Origin of the sequence: Arthrobacter sp. B1I2 (assembly GCF_030816485.1) — a bacterium.
Taxonomy (GTDB): Bacteria; Actinomycetota; Actinomycetes; order Actinomycetales; family Micrococcaceae; genus Arthrobacter.
The window spans coordinates 1,218,779-1,238,490 of the sequence record NZ_JAUSYC010000001.1; the positions used below are offsets into that span (position 1 = coordinate 1,218,779).

19 protein-coding genes are annotated in these 19,712 nt (G+C 66.4%); 12 read left to right on the top strand and 7 right to left on the bottom strand.

From position 1 onward, the window contains the following. Positions 1-32 precede the first annotated feature (32 nt). Positions 33-1,718: a phosphoenolpyruvate--protein phosphotransferase gene (gene ptsP, locus QFZ57_RS05715; protein ID WP_306629468.1), complete on the bottom strand. Its 1,686-nt coding sequence runs from the start codon at positions 1,716-1,718 to the stop codon at positions 33-35. Between the two features lie 161 nt (positions 1,719-1,879). On the opposite strand from ptsP, the gene QFZ57_RS05720 reads away from it, so the two are divergent. From QFZ57_RS05720 to QFZ57_RS05745, 6 genes are all read left to right on the top strand, one after another. Further along, positions 1,880-2,608, top strand: a complete 729-nt coding sequence (locus QFZ57_RS05720; RefSeq protein ID WP_306629469.1) for a TetR/AcrR family transcriptional regulator — start codon at positions 1,880-1,882, stop codon at positions 2,606-2,608. Positions 2,609-2,695: 87 nt separating this feature from the next. Next, the gene (locus QFZ57_RS05725) at positions 2,696-4,771 is read left to right on the top strand and encodes a PTS mannitol transporter subunit IICBA (protein ID WP_306898658.1); all 2,076 of its coding nucleotides are present in this window, start codon (positions 2,696-2,698) and stop codon (positions 4,769-4,771) included. Next, the gene (locus QFZ57_RS05730) at positions 4,771-5,934 is read left to right on the top strand and encodes a mannitol-1-phosphate 5-dehydrogenase (RefSeq protein ID WP_306898660.1); all 1,164 of its coding nucleotides are present in this window, start codon (positions 4,771-4,773) and stop codon (positions 5,932-5,934) included. The genes QFZ57_RS05725 and QFZ57_RS05730 overlap by 1 nt, the downstream gene beginning before the upstream one ends. A gap of 107 nt (positions 5,935-6,041) precedes the next feature. Further along, positions 6,042-6,563 (top strand): GNAT family N-acetyltransferase, encoded by a 522-nt coding sequence (locus tag QFZ57_RS05735; RefSeq protein ID WP_441296737.1) that lies wholly within the window; start codon positions 6,042-6,044, stop codon positions 6,561-6,563. Positions 6,564-6,604: 41 nt separating this feature from the next. Continuing rightward, positions 6,605-7,045: a MarR family winged helix-turn-helix transcriptional regulator gene (locus QFZ57_RS05740; protein ID WP_306629472.1), complete on the top strand. Its 441-nt coding sequence runs from the start codon at positions 6,605-6,607 to the stop codon at positions 7,043-7,045. Positions 7,046-7,073: 28 nt separating this feature from the next. Continuing rightward, a complete protein-coding gene (locus QFZ57_RS05745; protein ID WP_306898662.1) occupies positions 7,074-8,300 on the top strand; it encodes an MFS transporter in 1,227 nt (408 codons plus the stop codon). An 86-nt stretch (positions 8,301-8,386) separates the two neighbouring features. Here the strand turns inward: QFZ57_RS05745 and QFZ57_RS05750 are convergent, their stop codons facing one another. The 3 genes from QFZ57_RS05750 to rraA all read right to left on the bottom strand — a co-directional run bounded on the left by QFZ57_RS05750 (position 8,387) and on the right by rraA (position 12,279). Continuing rightward, positions 8,387-9,823: a sugar porter family MFS transporter gene (locus QFZ57_RS05750; protein WP_306629474.1), complete on the bottom strand. Its 1,437-nt coding sequence runs from the start codon at positions 9,821-9,823 to the stop codon at positions 8,387-8,389. A gap of 199 nt (positions 9,824-10,022) precedes the next feature. Then, positions 10,023-11,687 carry an MDR family MFS transporter gene (locus QFZ57_RS05755; protein WP_306898665.1) on the bottom strand — a complete coding sequence of 555 codons (1,665 nt, stop codon included), beginning with the start codon at positions 11,685-11,687 and terminating at the stop codon, positions 10,023-10,025. Positions 11,688-11,784: 97 nt separating this feature from the next. Next, entirely contained in the window at positions 11,785-12,279 is a 495-nt protein-coding gene (gene rraA / locus QFZ57_RS05760) for a ribonuclease E activity regulator RraA (protein WP_306629476.1), read from the bottom strand. A gap of 118 nt (positions 12,280-12,397) precedes the next feature. On the opposite strand from rraA, the gene QFZ57_RS05765 reads away from it, so the two are divergent. The 4 genes from QFZ57_RS05765 to QFZ57_RS05780 all read left to right on the top strand — a co-directional run bounded on the left by QFZ57_RS05765 (position 12,398) and on the right by QFZ57_RS05780 (position 16,514). Continuing rightward, a complete protein-coding gene (locus tag QFZ57_RS05765) occupies positions 12,398-13,684 on the top strand; it encodes an MFS transporter (RefSeq protein ID WP_306898667.1) in 1,287 nt (428 codons plus the stop codon). A 137-nt stretch (positions 13,685-13,821) separates the two neighbouring features. Further along, complete coding sequence (locus QFZ57_RS05770) at positions 13,822-14,403, top strand: TetR/AcrR family transcriptional regulator (RefSeq protein WP_306898669.1); 582 nt, start codon at positions 13,822-13,824, stop codon at positions 14,401-14,403. Between the two features lie 315 nt (positions 14,404-14,718). Next, the gene (locus tag QFZ57_RS05775) at positions 14,719-15,918 is read left to right on the top strand and encodes an NAD(P)-dependent malic enzyme (RefSeq protein ID WP_306898671.1); all 1,200 of its coding nucleotides are present in this window, start codon (positions 14,719-14,721) and stop codon (positions 15,916-15,918) included. A gap of 92 nt (positions 15,919-16,010) precedes the next feature. Next, positions 16,011-16,514, top strand: coding sequence for a DUF456 domain-containing protein (locus QFZ57_RS05780; protein ID WP_306898673.1), 504 nt, complete (start codon positions 16,011-16,013; stop codon positions 16,512-16,514). 31 nt (positions 16,515-16,545) lie between these two features. Here the strand turns inward: QFZ57_RS05780 and QFZ57_RS05785 are convergent, their stop codons facing one another. Beyond that, entirely contained in the window at positions 16,546-16,776 is a 231-nt protein-coding gene (locus QFZ57_RS05785) for a hypothetical protein (protein WP_306629481.1), read from the bottom strand. Positions 16,777-16,919: 143 nt separating this feature from the next. Here QFZ57_RS05785 and QFZ57_RS05790 point away from each other — a divergent pair, with 143 nt between their 5' ends. Continuing rightward, on the top strand, positions 16,920-17,897 hold the full coding sequence (locus tag QFZ57_RS05790) for a hypothetical protein (RefSeq protein ID WP_306898676.1): 978 nt from the start codon (positions 16,920-16,922) through the stop codon (positions 17,895-17,897). 12 nt (positions 17,898-17,909) lie between these two features. Here the strand turns inward: QFZ57_RS05790 and QFZ57_RS05795 are convergent, their stop codons facing one another. Next, positions 17,910-18,557 carry a LysE family translocator gene (locus QFZ57_RS05795; protein WP_306898678.1) on the bottom strand — a complete coding sequence of 216 codons (648 nt, stop codon included), beginning with the start codon at positions 18,555-18,557 and terminating at the stop codon, positions 17,910-17,912. Positions 18,558-18,664: 107 nt separating this feature from the next. Between QFZ57_RS05795 and QFZ57_RS05800 the strand changes: the two genes are divergently transcribed. Then, positions 18,665-19,120, top strand: a complete 456-nt coding sequence (locus QFZ57_RS05800; protein WP_373461187.1) for an Lrp/AsnC family transcriptional regulator — start codon at positions 18,665-18,667, stop codon at positions 19,118-19,120. A 13-nt stretch (positions 19,121-19,133) separates the two neighbouring features. Here QFZ57_RS05800 and QFZ57_RS05805 read toward each other — a convergent pair whose 3' ends face one another. Continuing rightward, complete coding sequence (locus QFZ57_RS05805; protein WP_306898680.1) at positions 19,134-19,646, bottom strand: hypothetical protein; 513 nt, start codon at positions 19,644-19,646, stop codon at positions 19,134-19,136. Positions 19,647-19,712 lie beyond the last annotated feature (66 nt).

Below are 19,712 nucleotides of genomic sequence, written 5' to 3' on the forward strand. Positions count from 1 at the left end.
GGCAAAAGAACGCCGGCCTGACCGCGAACGCGTCAGAGGCCCAGCTCCTCCAATACCGGCAGCTTCTCCCGGACCCACGCCCGTGCCTCGGTGGCGCTCGGCGCGGACAGGGCCAGCTTGGCCAGCTCCTGGGCTTCGGAGAGGGTGACGGTCTTCAGGACTGCTGCCACGGCGGCGAGTGAGCGCGCCGTCATGGACAGGGTGCTGACGCCAAGGCCGGTGAGGACGACGGCGAGGGCGGGATCGGCGGCAGCCTCACCGCAGACGCCCACGGGCTTGTTGTGTCCCTCCGCCCGGGATCCTTCGACAGTGAGGCCCACGAGGCGCAGGACGGCAGGCTGCCAGGGGGTGTTCAGGTTGGCCAGCGGGCCAAGCTGGCGGTCAGCGGCCATGGCGTACTGCGTCAGGTCATTGGTGCCCAGGCTGGCGAAGCTGACCTCGCGGAGGATGGCCTCTGCGGTGAGGGCCGCAGAGGGGACCTCCACCATTACGCCGGGAGTCCTGATGCCGGCATCTGCGCACATGGAAGCGAACCGGGAGGCTTCTTCGGCGGTGGAGATCATGGGCGCCATGACCCAGACGTCGGCCTCGGACTGCTTTTGCGCCAGGGCGATGGCTTCCAGCTGCCGGTCCAGGACGCCGGGGGTGGTGAAGTCGGTGCGGTAGCCGCGGACGCCGAGGGCCGGGTTGGGCTCCGTGGAGTCGGTCAGGAAGGGAAGGGGCTTGTCGGCGCCGGCATCGAGCGTGCGCAGGACCACCTTCTTGCCGGGGAAGGCATCAAAGACACTCTTATAGGCTGCGGCCTGTTCCTCCACGCTGGGCTCGGTGTCCCGCTCCAGGAAGCAGAACTCGGTGCGGAACAGGCCCACGCCCTGGGCGCCCAGCTTGGCGGCAGCTTCGGCATCCTTGCCGCCACCGACGTTGGCGAGCAGCGGCACTTCGTGGCCGTCCGCCGTCGCGCCCGTGCCGGTGAAGTCGGCCAGCAGCGACGCCGTGGCAGCCCACGCTTCCGCCGTTGCGCGGAGGGTTTCGTCAGGCTCGGCGGTGATGAGGCCACCGGCGCCGTCAACGTACACCTCGGTGCCGTCCGGGAGCTCGTCCACGCCCAGGGCGGCAACCACGGCAGGCAGGCCGAGGGAGCGGGCGATGATGGCGGTGTGGGACTGGGGGCCGCCGCCTGCGGTGACCAGCGCCAGGACCTTGTTCGGGTCAAGTGTTGCGGTGTCGGCGGGGGCCAGGTCCTCCGCCACCAGGACGAACGGGGTGTTGGAGGCGGGAATGCCGGGCGCGGGCACCCCCCGGAGTTCGGCGACGATCCGGGCGCGTACATCCAGGACGTCCGTGGCGCGTTCGGCCATGTAGCCACCCAGGTTGTGCAGCATTTCGGATACTGAGGAACCGGATTCCCAGATGGCGCGTTCGGCGGAGGTTCCCCGGGCCACCAGCTTGGCTGCCCCCTTGATGAGCATGGTGTCCTTGGCCATCAGCGCAGTGGCCTCCAGGACGGCCTTGCCGTCGCCGGTGGCGTGGGTGGCGCGGTCCTTCAATTCGTCGTGCACGGCCTGCGCGGCTGCCTTCAGTGCTGCGGTGGCGTCGTCGACAGTGGTGTCCGGGGCCAGCTGTTCACCGGCAGGAGGCTCACTGATCGGTTTGGGCATCTGCCGGATGGTGCCGATGACGCGGCCGGGGCTGACGCCTACTCCTGGGAAGTTCTGCACTGAAGGTCCTCATTCTCTGCCGGTAGACAGGCCCGCCAAGTTCTCCGGCGCCGTGCCGGGTCCGCCGGAGGACTGCTACGTCCAGGGGCGGGAAACGTGCCTGAAAAAAGTGTATGTGATTCAGTTCATATAGCAACGCTATAGGTGCTAGGGTAGCGGTTATGAGTTTGGATGGCCAGCTTCCCCCCAAAATGCGGCTGCTCCGTGCTGCCGCGGAACTGCTGGCAAAATCCGCGGGAGCTCCCGTTTCCACCCGGCAGATCACCCAGCTGGCGGGGGTATCGGCTCCCACGCTGTACCACCACTTCGGTGACAAGGAAGGTTTGTTCGACGCCGTCGTCGCCGCAGGGTTTGAAGAATATGTCGCGGGCGAAAGGGATTTCGCCCCCTCCGGACAGCCGATCGAGGACATCCGGAGAATGTGGGACAACCACGTCCAGTTCGGTCTGAACCAGCCCGAGCTGTACCTGGTGATGTTCGGCAATATCCGCCCGGAGAGCAGGCCTGCCATTGTGGCAGACGCCGAGGCGCTGATGGAGGAGATGCTGAACAAGGCAGCGGTGGCGGGCCAGCTGAACGTCCAGCCCCGGGAAGCGGCCAGGTCCATCCTGGCGGCCAACGTGGGCGTGACGCTGATGCTGATTGCGGAACCCGTCTCCGAACGCAACCTTGAATTGTCCACCATGACCCGGGACGCCATGATCTTCGCGGTGTCTGCCGAGCCCGCCAGCGGCCCGGCCCCGGGCGGCACCGGAAAGTCTTCGGTGGTGGTGGCAGCGATCGCCCTGAACGCCGCACTTCAGGCCTCGCACTCTGACCAGCTCTCCAGCTCGGAACTCAAGCTCTTCCTCGAGTGGCTTCACCGGATCTCCACCAGCCCGGCCGGTTGAGCCCCGCAACCCCGTAATACCAGCAGTACGTCGTCGTAATCATCGGACCACTCCTGCGGAGCAGCAGGAATGAGGTTAGGAAAACACATGGCAACAGAGACAGTTGCAAAACCCCGCACCAGCGCGCGCGTGCACGTCCAAAAGTTCGGGACATTCCTGTCCGGCATGATCATGCCCAATATCGGTGCGTTTATCGCCTGGGGCCTCATTACGGCCCTCTTCATTGAGAAGGGCTGGTTGCCGGTTCCGGAGCTTGGCGGCTTCGGCACCAACGCGGCGGGGGTGAAGAACCTGGGCCTCGTTGACCCGATGATCAAGTACCTCCTGCCCCTTCTCATTGCCTACACGGGCGGCAAGAACGTCTATGACGTCCGCGGCGGCGTGGTGGGAGCCATCGGCACCATGGGTGTGATCGTGGGCGCCGGCATCCCCATGTTCATAGGGGCCATGATCATGGGCCCGCTGGGCGGCTGGACCATGAAGAAGATCGACATGTTGTGGGACGGCAAGATCCGCCCCGGCTTTGAGATGCTGGTCAACAACTTCTCCGCCGGCATCTGGGGGGCATTGCTGGCCATGCTGGGCTTCTTCGGCATTTCACCGCTGGTGACGGCCTTCAGTGAAGGTGCCGGAAGGGTGGTCCAGTTCCTGGTCAACAACGGCCTCCTGCCGCTGACCAGCATTTTCATCGAACCCGCCAAGGTGCTGTTCCTCAACAACGCCATCAACCACGGCGTGCTCACCCCGCTGGGCGTCCAGCAGTCACTGGACCAGGGCAAGTCCATCCTGTTCCTGCTTGAAGCCAACCCCGGCCCGGGCCTGGGCATCCTGCTCGCCTACATGTTCTTCGGCCGCGGTGCCGCCAAGGCTTCCGCCCCCGGTGCTGCGATCATCCACTTCCTGGGCGGCATCCACGAGATCTACTTCCCGTACGTGCTGATGCGCCCGCTGCTGATCCTGGCAGCCATCGCAGGCGGCATGACCGGCATCGCCACTCTCGCCGTGACCGGCGCAGGCCTGGTGGCTCCGGCTGCCCCGGGGTCCATCCTCGCGGTCCTGGCCCAGACCTCCCGTGACAGCTACCTCGGGGTCATCCTGGCCGTCCTGCTGGCCACCGCGGCGTCCTTCCTGGTGGCCTCCGTCATCATGAAGACCACCAAGCACAGTGACGATGACGACCTCAACGCGGCCACGTCCCGGATGGAGGGCATGAAGGGCAAAAAGAGCTCGGTGGCCTCCACCCTCACCGGTGCCGGCGCCGGAACTGCTGCAGGTGCGGCGGCCGGTGGCCACGGCAGCGTGGGCGTGCTGGCTGGCCCTGTGCGGAACATCGTGTTCGCGTGCGACGCCGGCATGGGCTCCAGTGCCATGGGCGCCTCGGTGCTGCGCAATAAGATCAAGGCGGCCGGCTTCCCGGACGTCAAGGTCACCAACGCCTCCATCGCCAACCTCAGCGACACCTACGACGTTGTGGTCACCCACCAGGACCTTACCGAACGCGCCAAGCCGGCCACGTCCAGCGCCGTCCACTACTCGGTGGACAACTTCATGAGCAGCCCGAGCTATGACGAGATCGTCGACCTGGTCCGCGAGAGCAACACCGGGGGCGGAACGTCCGACGCCGGCACCAGCCACGGTGCCCACGCCGCCGACGCCCCGGTGGACGCAGCGCCTGCCGCAGCAGGTGCAGCCGCGGCGGCGCCAGCTGCCGGTCCGTCGTCGAACGGAACCTCGGAAATCCTGGCCCGTGAGAGCGTGGTCCTGACAGGTTCGGCCACCACCCGCGACGCCGCCATTGACGAGGCCGGCCGGCTCCTGCTGGCCCGGGGCGCCGTGGATGAGGGCTACATCGCCGCGATGCACGAGCGCGAGGAATCCGTGTCCACCTACATGGGCAGCTTCCTGGCCATCCCGCACGGCACCAACGCGGCCAAGGACCACATCCGCAAGTCCGCGGTGTCCGTCATCCGCTACCCCGAAGGCATTGACTGGAACGGCAAGCAGGTGAAGTTCGTGGTGGGCGTTGCGGGCATCAACAACGAGCACCTGCACATCCTGTCCTCCATCGCCAAGGTGTTCACGAACAAGGAGCAGGTGGCCCGGCTCGAGGCCGCCACGTCCGAGGATGAAGTCCTGGACCTCTTCGGAAAGGTCAACGCATAGTGAAGGCCGTACATTTTGGGGCCGGCAACATCGGCCGCGGCTTCGTGGGACTGCTCCTGCACGACGCCGGCTACGACGTAGTCTTCGCGGACGTGGCCGAGGAACTGATCAACCGGCTGAAGGAAGCGGACAGCTACGCCGTGCACGAGGTGGGGGAGAACCCCGCCGTGCGGACCGTGGACAACTTCCGGGCGCTGAACTCCAACGCCCAGGAAGCTGAACTGGTTGCGGAGATCGCGACGGCGGATATCGTCACCACTGCGGTGGGCCCGCACATCCTGAAGTTCGTGGCGCCCGTGATCGCCAAGGGCATCGTCGCCCGGGAACCCGGCCGGGCTCCCCTGCAGGTGATGGCCTGCGAGAACGCGATCAACGCCACGGACATCCTGGCCAAAGAGGTGGCCGCCCAGCCCGGAGCCACCGCCGCAGCCCTGGACGGCAAGGCAGTGTTCGCCAATACCGCCGTGGACCGGATCGTGCCCAACCAGGAGGCAGGGCAGGGCCTGGACGTAACGGTGGAGACCTTTTACGAATGGGTCATCGACCGCACCGCCTTCGGTGATTCTGCTCCGGTGATCCCCGGTGCCACGTTCGTGGACGACCTCTCGCCCTACATTGAGCGGAAGCTCTTTACCGTGAACACGGGCCACGCCTCCGCGGCGTATTTCGGGTTCGAAGCGGGCCTGGAGAAAATCTCCGATGCCATGGCGGACCAGGACGTGGCGGAGGACGTGCGGGCGGTGCTGGAGGAAACCAAGCAGCTCCTGGTGGCCAAGCACGGCTTCAGCAATGACGAGCAGGAGGCCTACGTCCAGAAAATTCTGGTCAGGTTCTCCAACCCGTACCTGCCGGACACGGTCAACCGGGTGGGCCGGGCTCCGCTGCGGAAGCTGAGCCGGCACGAACGGTTCATCGGTCCCGCGGCGGAACTGGCTGAACGCGGCGTGATGCCGGAGGCCCTGCTGGGGGCGATCGCGGCAGCCCTCCGGTTCAACGATCCCGCTGATGCCGAGGCCACCGAGCTGGCGGAAATACTGGCCTCCTCCGGCCCGGCCGATGCCACGGCCAGGATCACCGGGCTGGCGCCCGGCCACCCGCTGTTTGCCGCCGTTGCCACCCTTGTGGAGGAACGGCAGGCGGAAATGGCCGGAACCCCCGCCTGACCAGGTCCGCCATTGGAACCAACCGACGTACTGCAGAACGGACGGCGCCGGCACTCACCCGAGTGCCGGCGTCGTCCGTTTCTTAGTACCTGTGCCAAGCTGGGCGGGTGAACCAGAACCCCGATGCCCCGCCCGCTTTGCTCACTGCCGGCGTCGACGGCGGGACGTTCCGCCTCCGCCGGGCCAACCGCGCCGACCTTCCAGCCATGGTTAGGCTCCTCGCTGACGATGCCCTTGGCGCCGGCCGCGAAGCTTTGGACGACATGGCGCCTTACGAGCGCGGCTTTGAAGCGATCGACGCCGACCCCGCCCACCTGTTGATGGTGGGTGAACTGTTGCCGTACGGGGACCAGTCCGGGCCGGTGGTTGCCACCTTCCAGCTGACGTTCCTCCCCGGCATCTCCAGGCAGGGGGCATGGCGCTCGCAGATCGAGGGCGTCCGTGTGGCAGCGGTCCTTCGCGGGCAGGGCATCGGCAAGCTGATGGTGGGATGGGCCATCGGGGAGTCCCGGAGCCGCGGCTGCAATCTCATGCAACTGACCACCCATCAAAGCCGTACGGCAGCACACCGGTTCTATGAGCAGCTGGGTTTCGAGGCCAGCCACGTCGGGATGAAGCTGACGCTCTAGCCCTTGACCGTTAGGTACCCTAAATGTTAGGGTACCTAACGATGGATGACGACGATAAGCAACTGCAGGAACTTGCCAGCGGGTTCCGCGAAGCCCTGCGCCACAGCGTTTACCTGGTCCGGCGCCTCGATGCGGACGGCGAGCTCAGCGCCGCCCAGCTCAGCACGCTCAAGATGCTGCTCGGCGAAGGCCAGCGCGTCGGCGAGATCGCCCGGAACCTCGGTGTCCGCGTGCCCAGCGCCACTGAACAGATCATCAAGCTCGAACGCGCCGGACTGGCCCGCCGCGAGCCTGATCCGGCGGACTCCCGCGCTGTCCGGGTGATCCTGACCCCTGAAGGCCGGGCCGCCGTCGACTCCGCCAACCGCCGGCGCAACCAGGTGATGGCCGAAATCCTCAGCACGCTCACCGACCAGGACCGCAAAGCCCTGGCGGACGCCCTGCCGGTCATCGACAAAATCAACGCATCCCTCCAGAACTGAACCAGCCACAAACTTAGGAGTACCCTCCATGGACGGCCAGCTCGCAGAAACCCTGCAAGCACCAGAAAACACCCTGCAGGCCGAAAAGGCCTCGTTCCTGAAGCAGCCAAAGGCAGTGTGGGCCACCGCCCTCGCCGCAGTGTTCGCCTTCATGGGCATCGGACTGGTGGACCCCATCCTTCCGGCCATCGCCACCAACCTGGACGCCAGCCCCAGCCAGGTGTCCCTGCTCTTCACCAGCTACTTCCTGGTCACCGCGCTGGCCATGCTGATTACCGGGTTTGTCTCCTCCCGGATCGGCGGCAAGCGGACCCTGCTGATCGGCCTGGCCGTCATCGTCGTCTTCGCCTCCCTCTCGGGCCTGTCCGGAAGCGTCGAAGAACTGGTGGGCTTCCGTGCGGGCTGGGGCCTCGGTAATGCCCTGTTCGTGGCCACCGCGCTCGCCGTCATCGTGGGCGTCGCCAGCGGCGGTGCCGGCACCGCCATCATCCTCTACGAAGCCGCGCTGGGCCTGGGCATCTCGCTCGGCCCGTTGCTTGGCGCCCTGCTTGGCGGCTGGCAGTGGCGCGCCCCGTTCTTCGGCACCGCCGTCCTGATGGCTGCCGCCTTCGTCGCCCTGATCGCCCTGCTCCCCCAAACGCCACTGCCCGGGCGCAAGGTGCGGCTGCGTGACCCCCTCCTGGCGCTGGGCCACAAGGGGCTGCGGACGACGGCGGCAAGCGGCTTGTTCTACAACTACGGCTTCTTCACCATCCTGGCTTTCACGCCGTTCATCCTGGGCATGGACGCTTACGGAATCGGCGGCGTCTTCTTTGGCTGGGGTGTGGCCGTGGCCGTGTTCTCCGTCTTCGTGGCACCGGTGCTGCAGCGCCGCTTCGGCGCCGTCAAGGTACTGACGGGCACGCTGTTCGTCCTCATGCTGGACCTGGCCGGGCTGGGACTGGCAGCGGGGCACTCGGTGCCGGCCGTCGTCTTACTGGTCATCGTTGCCGGCGCCCTGCTGGGCATCAACAACACCATCTACACCGAACTGGCCATGGGCGTTTCCGATTCGCCCCGCCCCGTGGCATCCTCCGGCTACAACTTTGTCCGGTGGATGGGCGGCGCCCTGGCACCGTTCGCGGCGGCGCAGCTCGGTGAGCACTTTGGCCCGCAGGTGCCGTTCTTCGCCGGGGCCGTGGCCATGGTGGCCGCCATCCTGATCGCGTTCGGCGGCCGGGCCTACCTGTCCTCGCACGAGCCGCACGTCGTGTAGGCGCTGCCCCTCGCGGTAAACAACAAACCCTCCATCACTTCAGGTGATGGAGGGTTTGTTGTTTGCTTGCGACAGCTGATGGGGCGCTACTTGGCGGAACCCTTCGGAACGAACAGCGTCTCAGCCTGTTCCAGGGACATGCCGTTGGTCTCCGGCACTTTGAACATCACGAAGAAGAACGAGGCCGCCGCGAACAGGGCGTACAGGGCATAGGTCAGCGGCAACGAGGCCGCAGCCATGGCCGGGAAGCTGAGGGTGATCGCGAAGTTGGCCACCCACTGTGCCGCCGCGGCCAGGCCCAGCGCCCGGGCACGGATCCTGGACGGGAAGATCTCGCCCAGGAGCACCCACACCAGCGGTCCCCAGGATGCACCGAAGCTGACCACGAACACGTTCGCGGCCACCAGGGCAACGGGTCCCCAGGCACCCGGCAGGCTAATGTTCTCGCCGCTGCCTGTTGCCGCGGAAAACGCCAGGGCCATGGCGCCCAGGGACACCGCCATGCCCACGGAGCCGGCCAGCAGGATGGGCCGGCGGCCCACGCGGTCCACGAGGGCGATCGCCACGAGGGTGACCAGGATGTTGGTGACGGAGGTTGCCACCGAGATGGCCAGGGAGTCCTGCTCCTGGAACCCCACAGCCTTCCACAGCGTGGTGGAGTAGTAGAAGATCACGTTGATGCCCACGAACTGCTGCAACACCGAGAGCGTGATGCCCACCCAGACCACAGGCTGCAGGCCAAAGGTTTTGCCGCGTAGGGACCCCTTCTGGCCGGCCAGTTTGTCTTCCTCGATGGCTTCCCTGATGTCCCTGATGTGGCGGTCGGTGTCCTCCGCGGGTGCGATGGAATCGAAGACCTTCCGGGCCTGGTCCTCTTTGCCCTGGAACACCAGGAACCGCGGGGACTCGGGCAGGGTGAAGGCTACCCAGCCGTATACGACGGCCGGGACGGCGGCGGCAAGGAACATCCAGCGCCATGCCTCAATGCCCAGCCAGAAGGACTGGTCCGCACCGCCGGCAGTGGTGGCCAGGAGTGCGTCGGACAGCAGCGCGGCGAAGATACCCGTGGTGATGGCCAGCTGCTGCAGCGAAGCCAGGCGGCCGCGGACCTTTCGCGGCGAAATTTCGGAGATGTAGGCGGGGGCTATGACGGACGCCAGCCCGATGCCCAGGCCGCCCACCAGGCGCCAGAACACCAGGTCCCATACGCCGAACGCGAAGCCTGTGCCCAGGGCGCTGACCAGGAAGAGCAGGGCGCCCAGCTTCATGGCCGGAATTCGGCCGTAGCGGTCTGCAACCTTGCCGGCCAGGAAGGCGCCGGCAGCACAGCCCAGCAGGGCGATGGCCACGGCGAAACCGGTGACGGCCTCGGACAGGGCGAATTCTTCCTTCATGGCGTCCACCGCGCCGTTGACCACGGACGAATCGAAACCGAAGAGGAATCCGCCCACCGCCCCCGCGAGCGCCAGCCAGATCACCCGCCGCGGTATCCCGGTTGTGGTCTGCTCCTGTGCAGTGGGCATGGTTCTCCCTGGGTTTGGGGTCTTATGGATGCGGTGCGGACGTCGTCGGCTGCGGTACCGGCCAGAAGGGCCGGCGCACACGCGCTAAACAGTGTGGCACGTCACCGCCCGAGGTTCCACTTGACGCCTCTTCCCCCTTAACGCAGGACGACGACGGCGGGCCGTGCCGCCGTCGTCGTCCTATCCATGCGCGTCCGGGCTAGTGCGCCGGAACCTGCATGCTGTCCTTGTCTTCCGGGGACGCTTTCTGGTCGGTCAGCTTCTTCCGGGGGAGGGCGAAGCTGATGAGGAACGCCAGCCCCGTCAGAGCCGCCGCCGTCAGCATCACTGTGTCAATGGACGTGGCGAAGCCCTCGGTGATGGGCCTGGTCAGCGTGCTGTTGGCCGTGTGCAGCCAGCTGGTGTCGTTCAGGGAGTCGTCGGAGGCGCCGTTCTTGAAGAATTCGTACAGCTTGGCGTTGGCAGGGTCTGACGCGACGGCAGGGTCCTTAAGGACGGCGAGGTAGGCGGGGTCCGTGGCGGCGGTCTTCATGCCGTCGGCAATCCGGCCGGCGGCCATGCTGAAAAGCATGGAGATGAACACGGCGGTCCCTACGGCGCCGCCCATGGAGCGGAAGAACGCGGCGGAGGAGGTTCCCACGCCCATGTCCCGCGGCGGGACGGAGGTCTGCATGGCCAGGGTGAGCGGCTGCATGCAGAAGCCCAGGCCGACGCCGAAGAACACCGCGATCAGGCCCGGAACCCAGAGTTCAGTGTCCACTGCCAACGAGAATCCCATGACCAGTGCCGCGGCGGTCAGGATGCCGGTGCCCATGATGGGGAAGATGCGGAACGTGCCGGATGCCGAGATGGTGCGGCCTGCCGTGATCGACCCGAACAGGATGCCCACGGTGAAAGTGATCATCATCAGGCCCGCCTCAGTGGGGGTGAGGCCCTTAACCAGCTGGAGGTACATGGGGAGCATGGCGATGGCACCGAACATCCCGATGCCGATGATGAAGTTCAGCAGCGATGACAGCCCGAACGTGACGTTATGGAACAGCCGCAGCGGAATGAGGGCGTAGTCGCCGGCGCGCTTTTCTGCCAGCAGGAACCAGGCAATGCCCACCACGCCCAGGCCATAGCAGAGGAAGGAGTTCACTGAGCTCCAGCCCCAGGTGCGGCCCTGTTCAGCGACCAGGAGGAGCGGGACGATGGCCACGGTGATGGCCGCGGCACCCCAGTAGTCGATCTTCTGCTTCAGGTGCTTGGCGGGCAGGTGCAGGAACAGGAACACCACCGTCAGCGCGGCAAGGCCAATGGGGATGTTGATGAAGAAGACCCAGCGCCAGCCGTCGAAGCCCAGGATGTTCGCGGAGCCGGCGAAGGCGCCGCCCACCACCGGCCCCAGAACCGAAGAGATGCCGAACACGGACATGAAGTAGCCCTGGAACTTCGCCCGGTCCTTCAACGAGACGATGTCCCCGATGATGGTCAGCGCCAGGGCCAGCAGGCCGCCGGCACCCAGGCCCTGGATGCCGCGGGCAATGGCCAGTTCGGTCATCGAGTGGACCGAGCCGGCGTAGAGCGAGCCCACCAGGAAGACCACGATCGCGGTCAGGTACAGCGGGCGGCGGCCGAAGATATCGCTCAGCTTGCCGTAAAGCGGGGTACTGACCGTAGAGGTGATCAGGTAGGCCGTGGTGGCCCATGCCTGCAGGGAGAGCCCGTCGAGATCGTTGGCAATGGTGTAGATGGATGTGGACACGATGGTCTGGTCAAGGGATGCCAGGAACATGCCCAGCATCAGGCCCACCATTACTGTGACGATCTGGCGTTGCGTCAGGGTTTCTCCGGCGCGTGGCGCGGCAGTGGCTTTGGACATGGGTGCTCCAAGGGAAAGGAAGGATACAAGCAGCGATAGTTGCTTTCAGTAACTATCTTACTCATTCTTTCTATTCCCGGCCCTGCCTGGTTTCCTGTTATGGCTCCACGAGGATGCCATCGGGATCGCACCAGATGGTGGCTCCGGGACGGAAGGTCACGCCGTCGATCACCACATCAATGTCAACCTCGCCGGCGCCCGCCTTCAGGCTCTTCCGGGGGTTGCTGCCCAGGGCCTTGACCCCGAGGTCCAGTTGAGCGATCGCCAGCCGGTCGCGGATGGCGCCGTTGATGACGACGCCGGCCCAGCCGTTCGCCACGGCGCTTTCGGCGATCATGTCCCCCATCAGCGCCGTGCCCAGCGATCCGCCGCCGTCCACCACCAGTACCGCCCCGTTACCCGGCGAACCGAGCGTGGACTTCACCAGGGCGTTGTCCTGGAAGCAGCGGATGGTCCGGACCGGGCCGCTGAAGTGGGAGCGGCCGCCCAGGGACTGGAACTGCAGGGAGACGGACGCCAGTTGGTCACCGCGCTCGTCGTAGAGGTCGGCGGTGTTGACCGCTGTGCCTTCAGCCGGGGTTGGCGCGCTCATCTGGTTCTCCTTGGTACTCAGGCAACGTTGTGGCCGGCCACCGGGTGCCGGGGGCCGGGTATCGCCCACGATAGTCTGATTCCACCGCCAAACCGGCCGCACCAGGGGGAGCACGCCAATGAGTCTGTCCAACACACCCGCGCCGCCGGATGGCACGTCCGCAGGCCAAACCGCGACGCCGGCGCTCGCCGAGCCGGCCGAAAAGGTCACCGCCCGGTGGGTCACCGGCCTGGTGCTGGTGAACGTAGGCATCAATGCCGCGTTCTTCGGTCCCATCAACGTGTTCATCGGCCAGCAGGCCATCAGCATCGACGCGCCGGGCAAGGAAGCCATCCTCTCGCTGGTCACCGCCTGCGGGGCAGCTGTCTCACTGGTGGCCAATCCCCTCTTCGGCGCGCTTTCGGACCGGACAACCTCCCGTTTGGGCCGGCGTGCACCGTGGGTGCTGGCCGGGGCAGTCCTGGCCACTGCGGCGCTGCTGGCCATGTCCTTTTCGGGTGCTGTGGCGCTGATGGTGCTGTTTTGGTGCCTGGTGCAGCTCGGCGCAAACGCTGCCTATGCCGCCATCACCGCCGCGGTCCCGGACCGGGTGCCCGTCGTCCAACGCGGGGGAGTGGGTGGCCTGGCGGCCATGGGCCAGACCCTTGGCATCCTTGCCGGGGCCGTCTTCGGCGCGGCGGTGTCGGGAAACTTCATGGTGGGCTACTGGCTGTGCGCGGCGGCCCTCCTGCTCTCGGTCCTGCCGTACCTGTTCCACCCGAACGATCCCGCGTTGCCGAAAGGGGCCCCCGGAGGATTCCGGATCGGCGGGTTCCTGCGGGGCTTCTGGATCAGCCCCCGGCGTTACCCGGACTTCGCGTGGGCCTGGCTTACCCGCTTCCTGGTCAATGTGGGAAACCAGTTGACCATCGTCTACCTGCTCTTCTTCCTGCGTGACGTCGTCGGCCATGAGGATCCCGCCGCGGGAGTGCTGGTCCTCACAGGTATCTACGCGGTGATGGTGATGATCACCGCCGTGCTGGCCGGACCGTGGAGTGACCGCGTTGGCAGGCGGAAGCCGTTCGTCATCGGATCTTCCGCCACCATCGCCATGGCCGGCGCCATCATGGCGTTCTTTCCCGTCTGGCCCGGTGCGCTGGCAGGGGCCGCCGTCCTGGGCATTGGGTTCGGCGCCTACCTGGCCGTGGACTTTGCGCTGCTGACCCAAGTCCTGCCGTTTGCCGTGAGCCGGGGCAAGGACATGGGGGTCATCAACGTCGCCAACTCGCTGCCGCAGGTGGTTGCTCCGGCCCTGGCGCTCCTGGCAGTAACACACTGGGGCGGCTACCGGACACTGTTCCTCACCGCGGCCGCCATCGGGCTGCTGGGTGCCGTTTTCGTCGTGAAAATCAAGGGTGTCGACTGACCCGGAGGTCCCCAAAACTAAGGCCGCTGACTAAATAGGTCACACGCGTGTGCCGTATAGTTGAACCGGGCTGCAGGGCGGTACGGAAGTGGGGGCGCTCCTGGCCGCAGCCCCTAAAAACACAACCCGGAATGCTGATGCCCGAGACTTTTTCAGACCATCCGCCCATGGCCGCCCGGCCTTCCGCTCCACGCCAGCGCCTCCGCTACACACGGATCCTCGATGCCGCTGCAGGGTTTGCCCGCATGGGACTTGATGCCGTGGAACTCTCCCAGGTCGCGGAGAAGGCAGACGTGCCGCTGGGAACCCTTTACCGTTACTTTCCGTCGCCCACCCACCTGATGCTGGCGCTGTACCGGCAGCAGCTGGACGAGCTGCAGGCCGGCACCCGCGGCTCTTCCCCACGCTTCCGCGGCCGCGCACTCTCCGGCCTGCTGATGGAGATCTTCCATATGCGCGTGATGCAGCCTGCCGTAGAGCAATGCCTCAGCCGGGGCGTGTACCTCCCGGAAAAGGACACCACGGAACTCCTGCGCGAGATTGATGCGCTCAGTGAGAAGCTTGTTGCCGGCGCCTGCGGCGACGCCGTGGGTGCGAGGGTCCTCCTCCTGACGGTCACTGGTCTGGTCCAGTCAGTGCGGAACCGCCGGCTATCCCTCTTCGAGGCGGAAGAGGACCTGAAAAAGGCGTGTGGCAGGCTGTCCCCCAAGGCGGATTGAGCCTTCACAGTGAACAAGTCCGCGTAACTGGTCTAGACCAAAAGCGCTTTAAATACGCCATATTGCCGTGATGTGGATCACTAAAGCGGGCGATTAAACGTTTTGGCAGTCACAAACGATGTCAAGGAGCCCCCAGCGGCCTCTCCGGGGCTGCCTACCATGGGGACATTGGAGCGGCGGGGCGGAAACATCCCCGGCGTTCCCGCGGACCCGCCACCCCTGGGTTTCCCGCCGCACCACTTTCCACTGCTTGGGCCCGGCCGGACCCAAGCCCCATGTGCCGTGCGCCCACGGCGAGCACCAGGAGACAACGACGTGTCCATTGACGCAATCGCAGCCACCGACAATTCAGCAGCCACGGCCCTGACCGAAGACGAAATCTTCAGCGCCCACCAGGGCGGCAAGCTCTCCGTCACCAGCACCGTTCCCCTGTCCAACAAGCGGGACCTGTCCATCGCCTACACCCCGGGCGTTGCTGAGGTCAGCCGTGCCATCCACGCCAAGCCGGAACTGGCCCGCACCCTGACCTGGGCCGAACGCCTGGTAGTGGTGGTCAGCGACGGCACAGCCGTCCTGGGCCTTGGCAACATCGGGGCCAGCGCCTCCCTCCCCGTCATGGAAGGCAAGTCCGCCCTCTTCAAGACCTTCGGCGACCTTGACTCCATCCCGCTGGTCCTCAACACCACGGACGTGGACGAGATCGTGGAAACCCTGGTCCGGCTGCGCCCCAGCTTCGGCGCCGTGAACCTTGAAGACATCTCCGCGCCGCGCTGCTTCGAGCTCGAGGAAAAGCTCATCGAAGCGCTCGACTGCCCGGTCATGCATGATGACCAGCACGGAACCGCAGTGGTTGCCCTGGCCGCGCTGACCAATGCCGCCAAGGTGACGGGCCGGGCCCTGGAAGGGCTCAAGGTAGTGGTGTCCGGTGCCGGCGCCGCCGGCATCGCCGTCGCCGAAATCCTGCTCGCGGCCGGCATCACCGACGTTGTCCTGCTCGACTCCCGGGGCGTCATCAACAGCGGCCGTGCCGACCTCGCCGCCAGCCCTGCCAGCAAGAAGGCGGACATTGCCGGCCGCAGCAACCCCCGCGGCATTGACGGCGGTCCGGCTGAAGCGCTGGCCGGTGCCGACGTCTTCATCGGCGTCTCCTCCTCCAAGCTGGACGAGGCCCACCTGGCCTCGATGAACCAGGACGCCATCGTGTTCGCCCTCTCCAACCCGGACCCCGAAGTCCTGCCCGAGGTCGCCGTCAAGTACGCGGCAGTGGTGGCCACCGGCCGCAGCGACTTCCCCAACCAGATCAACAACGTCCTGGCATTCCCGGGCATCTTCCGCGGCGCCCTGGACGCCGGTGCCCGCCGCATCACCCCGGCCATGAAGCTTGCAGCGGCGCGCGCCATCGCCGAGCTCGCGGCCGAGGACCTTTCCGCCGACTACATCGTCCCCAGCCCGCTGGACCCGCGCGTGGCGCCCGCTGTCACCGCGGCCGTCGCCGCGGCGGTGGAAGCGGAGTAGGTTCCTCCGGCAGGAACCACGACGGCGGTGCCTCCTTCCCGGAAGGAGGCACCGCCGTCGGGCGCTAAGAAGTGGCCCCTAGACTGGGGTTCATGAGTTCCGAGACCGTGGTGACCATCCTGTGCGGCCTGGCCATCCTGGTGGGGGTGGCCGGCACCATCATTCCTGTCCTGCCCGGCAGCGTCCTCATTGGCATCAGCCTGTTGGCCTGGGCCATCTGGGGCGGTGCGGGGACGGCGGGGTGGATCGTCTTCGCGGTGGCCATGATCTTTGTGGCCGCGGGGATGACGGCCGGCGCTGTCCTTACCGGCAGGAAGCTCAAGCAGCATGCCATTCCCAGCCGCAGCGTCGTGGTGGCCCTGGTAGCGGGTGTGGCAGGGATGTTCATCATCCCGGTGGTGGGCCTCTTTGTTGGCTTCGCCGCCGGCCTGCTGGTCAGCGAGTTCCTCCGGACCCGGAACTTTTCGACGGCGGCGAGGTCCAGCTGGGCCGGGCTGAAGGCCACCGGGCTGGGGATGCTTGCCGAGTTCGGGCTCGCCTGCCTTGCCGCCAGTACCTGGGTCATCGGGGTGTGGATAGCCGCCGCGAACGGCTGAGTCCGCAACGGCGCAGACGAACAGCCCGAATTTAGAGCCCCAGGCCGCCGAGCTTGTCCCCGAGGCCGCCCGGCAGTTTGTCTCCGAGTCCGCCGGGAAGCCTGGACAGCAGTTCGGCCGGATTGATGCCGAATTTCGACAGCAGGCCTGCGTGCTGTTCGGTGTCCACCTGGTCCGGCAACTCCGATTCCGCCTGCGAGGCCTTGTCCTGGTCTCCCTGGGACCGGAGGAGTTCAAGGATCTGGTTCTTATCGATCTGCATAGCAATCTCCTTGCCAAGATTCATTTACTAAGGGTGCTTACTACCCTTCCTGAAAATGGCGCCGCGGACAAGACCCCCTGCGCCATCACGCGTCCGACGGCCAGCGCATCGAGCACTGAACGCCGCCCGGCTAGCATGGAAAGATGAGCGCCGGGGACACCGCACCGATCTACTGGGACAGCCGTGACCTCACCCCCTACGGGCAGGCCCAGCTGCGCACACCGGTCCACGACCTTGCCGGGGGAGTGGGCGGGCTGCTGACCGGCGTCCTGGGCGGACGCAACCCCGCCCTGCTGTCCATCGACGGCGAGGTGCCCCGGCTCAAGCGCCTGGTGCCCAAACCTGCAAAGGCGGTGCATGAAGCTGTCTTCACCAGCCGCGAACCGGAACCCCTGATCGCCCTGGCACGGGCCTACCCGGGGTGGGCTGGCCTCTGTTACCTCATGGCCGGGCTGCTGGCGTACAAGCACGGCGGCTACCTGCGCGCTTCCGAGCTCCTCCAGCGCGGGCTGACCACCAGGAATGACGACGAAGCGAACCGTTACTCATCCACCTACCTCACCAGGATCGTCACCCGGATTGAACTGGCCGAGCGGGTGGAGATCCCCGTGCTGTTCAGCGAGGAATCGGTGTTCCTGGCCCTGGCCCACTCGCTGCGCGAGACCGGCCGCACCGAAGCCGCGCTCGACGCGCTGACCGGGCTGCCGCCGTCACTCCCCATGGCCTTGGCCCGCTGTTCACTGGCTCTCACGCTGGGCCGCAGCCGCACCGTGATCGACTGGACGGAGGGGCTGCTGAACGCTGACGATCTCTCTGCAGCCCTGCTGCTGGTCCGCGCCCGCGCCCTGCGAAGGGAAGGCCGGCTGGATGCTGCGCACCAGGCAATCGCCGAAGTCCTGCGCCGCCGCAAGACACACCTTGCGCTCCGCAATGACGCGCTGACGGACCGGGCTTTGCTCGTGCTGGAATCGGGGCGGCGGTCACTGAATCCCCGCGACTGGGGACGCCGGCGCGGGGACCCGGAACCGCAGCGCGAGCTGGAGGGGCCGGCGCCAATTCGCAAGGACGAGGAAATGCGGCGGATCTGGGAGCAGGACTGGAAGGAACTCAGCGGAGACTAGGAACCCGGCCGGCTAGTGGAAGCGGGTGGCCAGGAGCGGCACCAGCTGTTCGCCGAGCAGCACGGCTCCCAGCGCCACCATGATGATGCCGCTGGCAAGCGTTACTGCCCGCGCAGCGCCCGGCCTGCTCTGCAGCAGTGTGCGCGAGAGCAGGGCCACCACCGTGTAGACCAGGCCTGCCAGCGCCACGAACGTCATGCCCAGCAGCCCGGACTGCACCGGCACGGGGAACGGGGCCTCGGAGCTGACGAACTGGGGAATGAGGGCCACGTAGAAGAGCAGGCCCTTGGGGTTAATCCCGCTGGTGCCCATCCCCTGCAGGAAGGTGCGCAGTTGCGTCCCCGAACCCCCGCCGGCTGCATCCGCGCTGAAGCTGGCGCCGCGCCAGGACCGGAGGGTCCCCACCCCGAGCCACAGCAGGTAGCCCGCGCCGGCCAGGGTGATCCACCCCAGGAGGCCGGGCATGCCTGCCAGCACGGCGGCCAAGCCGGCTACCAGCAGGACGGTGTGGAGGACGTAGCCGCCGCAAAGCCCGGCAACCGCCGGGACGAAACTGCGCTGCCGGAGGCCCGCCGCGATGGTGTAGGCCCAGTCCACTCCCGGCGTGCAGGCCAAGGCTGCGGCCACCACCAGGAAGGCCAGGAACAGCTGCGGGTTCATCGGGTTTCTCCTGTCGACGGGCTCTCAGGAGCAACCATAGGGAGAATCCGGCCAAAAGTGCTGTCCTGTTTTCGCTCGCCCCGCGGTCCACGCAGTATGTTTATTGCGTGTTAGATAAGATCGACAGGAATATCTTGCGCCACCTCCAGGAGGACGGCCGCATGACTGCCACCGCGCTTGCAGCGAAGGTGGGCCTTACGGTGGCGCCGTGCCACCGGCGGCTGCGCGATCTGGAGCAGTCCGGAGTGATCCGCGGGTACAAGGCAGACGTTGACCCTGCGGCTGTGGGCCTGGGGTTTGAGGCGATCGTTTTTGTCACCCTCCGCCAGGTGGACCGGCCCACCATGGAGATCTTCGAGAACCGGGTGGCGGACAACCCGAACATTGTGGAGGCCCAGCGGCTGTTTGGTTCACCGGACTACCTCTTGAAGGTCATTGCCGAGGACCTGCCGGCCTACCAGCGCTTCTACGACACGGAACTGACGTCCCTGCCCGGCGTGGAGCGGCTGACGTCAACACTGGTCATGAAGAACCTCAAATCCAACGCGGGCCCGCCCGTCTAGACCTGTTCCCACGTCAGCCTGCAGGCAGGATGTGGACGATGATCACCTGCGTGTCCTTGCCGCCGTCGTAGCGAAGATCGTAGTTCACCGTCAGCCCGGTGTCTGTTCCGGGCGTGATGGAGAAATCGCTCTTGGAGGCAGGGTCCGCTTGCGTGCTGCTGATCCATTCTTCAGCCGATTCCGCGGAGATCCCGTAGCGCCGGACGCCGTCCCTGATCAGCTCGAAGTACTCGTCCGCGGAGCTTGCGGTGAGGAAGTAGGTGACCTCGCTGAAGTCCGTCCTCTTGTCCGTGGTGTTGAAGCGGATCCGGTCCGTTTCGGCGGTGATTTCACCGTTGGGTGCCAGGATGCTGAGGTTGATCTTGCCCGAGTCGCGGGTGTTGATCTCGGGGCCATAGCTGTCCTTGGTGACACGGACGGCGTCCTTTTCCAGCCGGCCCGAGCTCATATCCAGCCGGGCGGTTTTGGTGTTGCGGATGCTTTCCACGCCGGCGGCGTCAAGGGTGGAGAAAGAGGAGGTTTTCACGGTGCTCCCTGCAGAAGGTGAAGTGGCGGTAGTCGGATCGGCCGGGGCCGGTGCGGCGGCCTGGCA

Bases quoted from the DNA above. Each gene is read 5' to 3' on its own strand.
- QFZ57_RS05720 (WP_306629469.1), top strand. From the start codon at position 1,880: ATGAGTTTGGATGGCCAGCTTCCCCCCAAAATGCGGCTGCTCCGTGCT.
- QFZ57_RS05725 (WP_306898658.1), top strand. From the start codon at position 2,696: ATGGCAACAGAGACAGTTGCAAAACCCCGCACCAGCGCGCGCGTGCAC.
- QFZ57_RS05740 (WP_306629472.1), top strand. From the start codon at position 6,605: ATGGATGACGACGATAAGCAACTGCAGGAACTTGCCAGCGGGTTCCGC.
- QFZ57_RS05745 (WP_306898662.1), top strand. From the start codon at position 7,074: ATGGACGGCCAGCTCGCAGAAACCCTGCAAGCACCAGAAAACACCCTG.
- QFZ57_RS05750 (WP_306629474.1), bottom strand. From the start codon at position 9,823: ATGCCCACTGCACAGGAGCAGACCACAACCGGGATACCGCGGCGGGTG.
- QFZ57_RS05755 (WP_306898665.1), bottom strand. From the start codon at position 11,687: ATGTCCAAAGCCACTGCCGCGCCACGCGCCGGAGAAACCCTGACGCAA.
- rraA (WP_306629476.1), bottom strand. From the start codon at position 12,279: ATGAGCGCGCCAACCCCGGCTGAAGGCACAGCGGTCAACACCGCCGAC.
- QFZ57_RS05765 (WP_306898667.1), top strand. From the start codon at position 12,398: ATGAGTCTGTCCAACACACCCGCGCCGCCGGATGGCACGTCCGCAGGC.
- QFZ57_RS05770 (WP_306898669.1), top strand. From the start codon at position 13,822: ATGCCCGAGACTTTTTCAGACCATCCGCCCATGGCCGCCCGGCCTTCC.
- QFZ57_RS05780 (WP_306898673.1), top strand. From the start codon at position 16,011: ATGAGTTCCGAGACCGTGGTGACCATCCTGTGCGGCCTGGCCATCCTG.
- QFZ57_RS05785 (WP_306629481.1), bottom strand. From the start codon at position 16,776: ATGCAGATCGATAAGAACCAGATCCTTGAACTCCTCCGGTCCCAGGGA.
- QFZ57_RS05790 (WP_306898676.1), top strand. From the start codon at position 16,920: ATGAGCGCCGGGGACACCGCACCGATCTACTGGGACAGCCGTGACCTC.
- QFZ57_RS05795 (WP_306898678.1), bottom strand. From the start codon at position 18,557: ATGAACCCGCAGCTGTTCCTGGCCTTCCTGGTGGTGGCCGCAGCCTTG.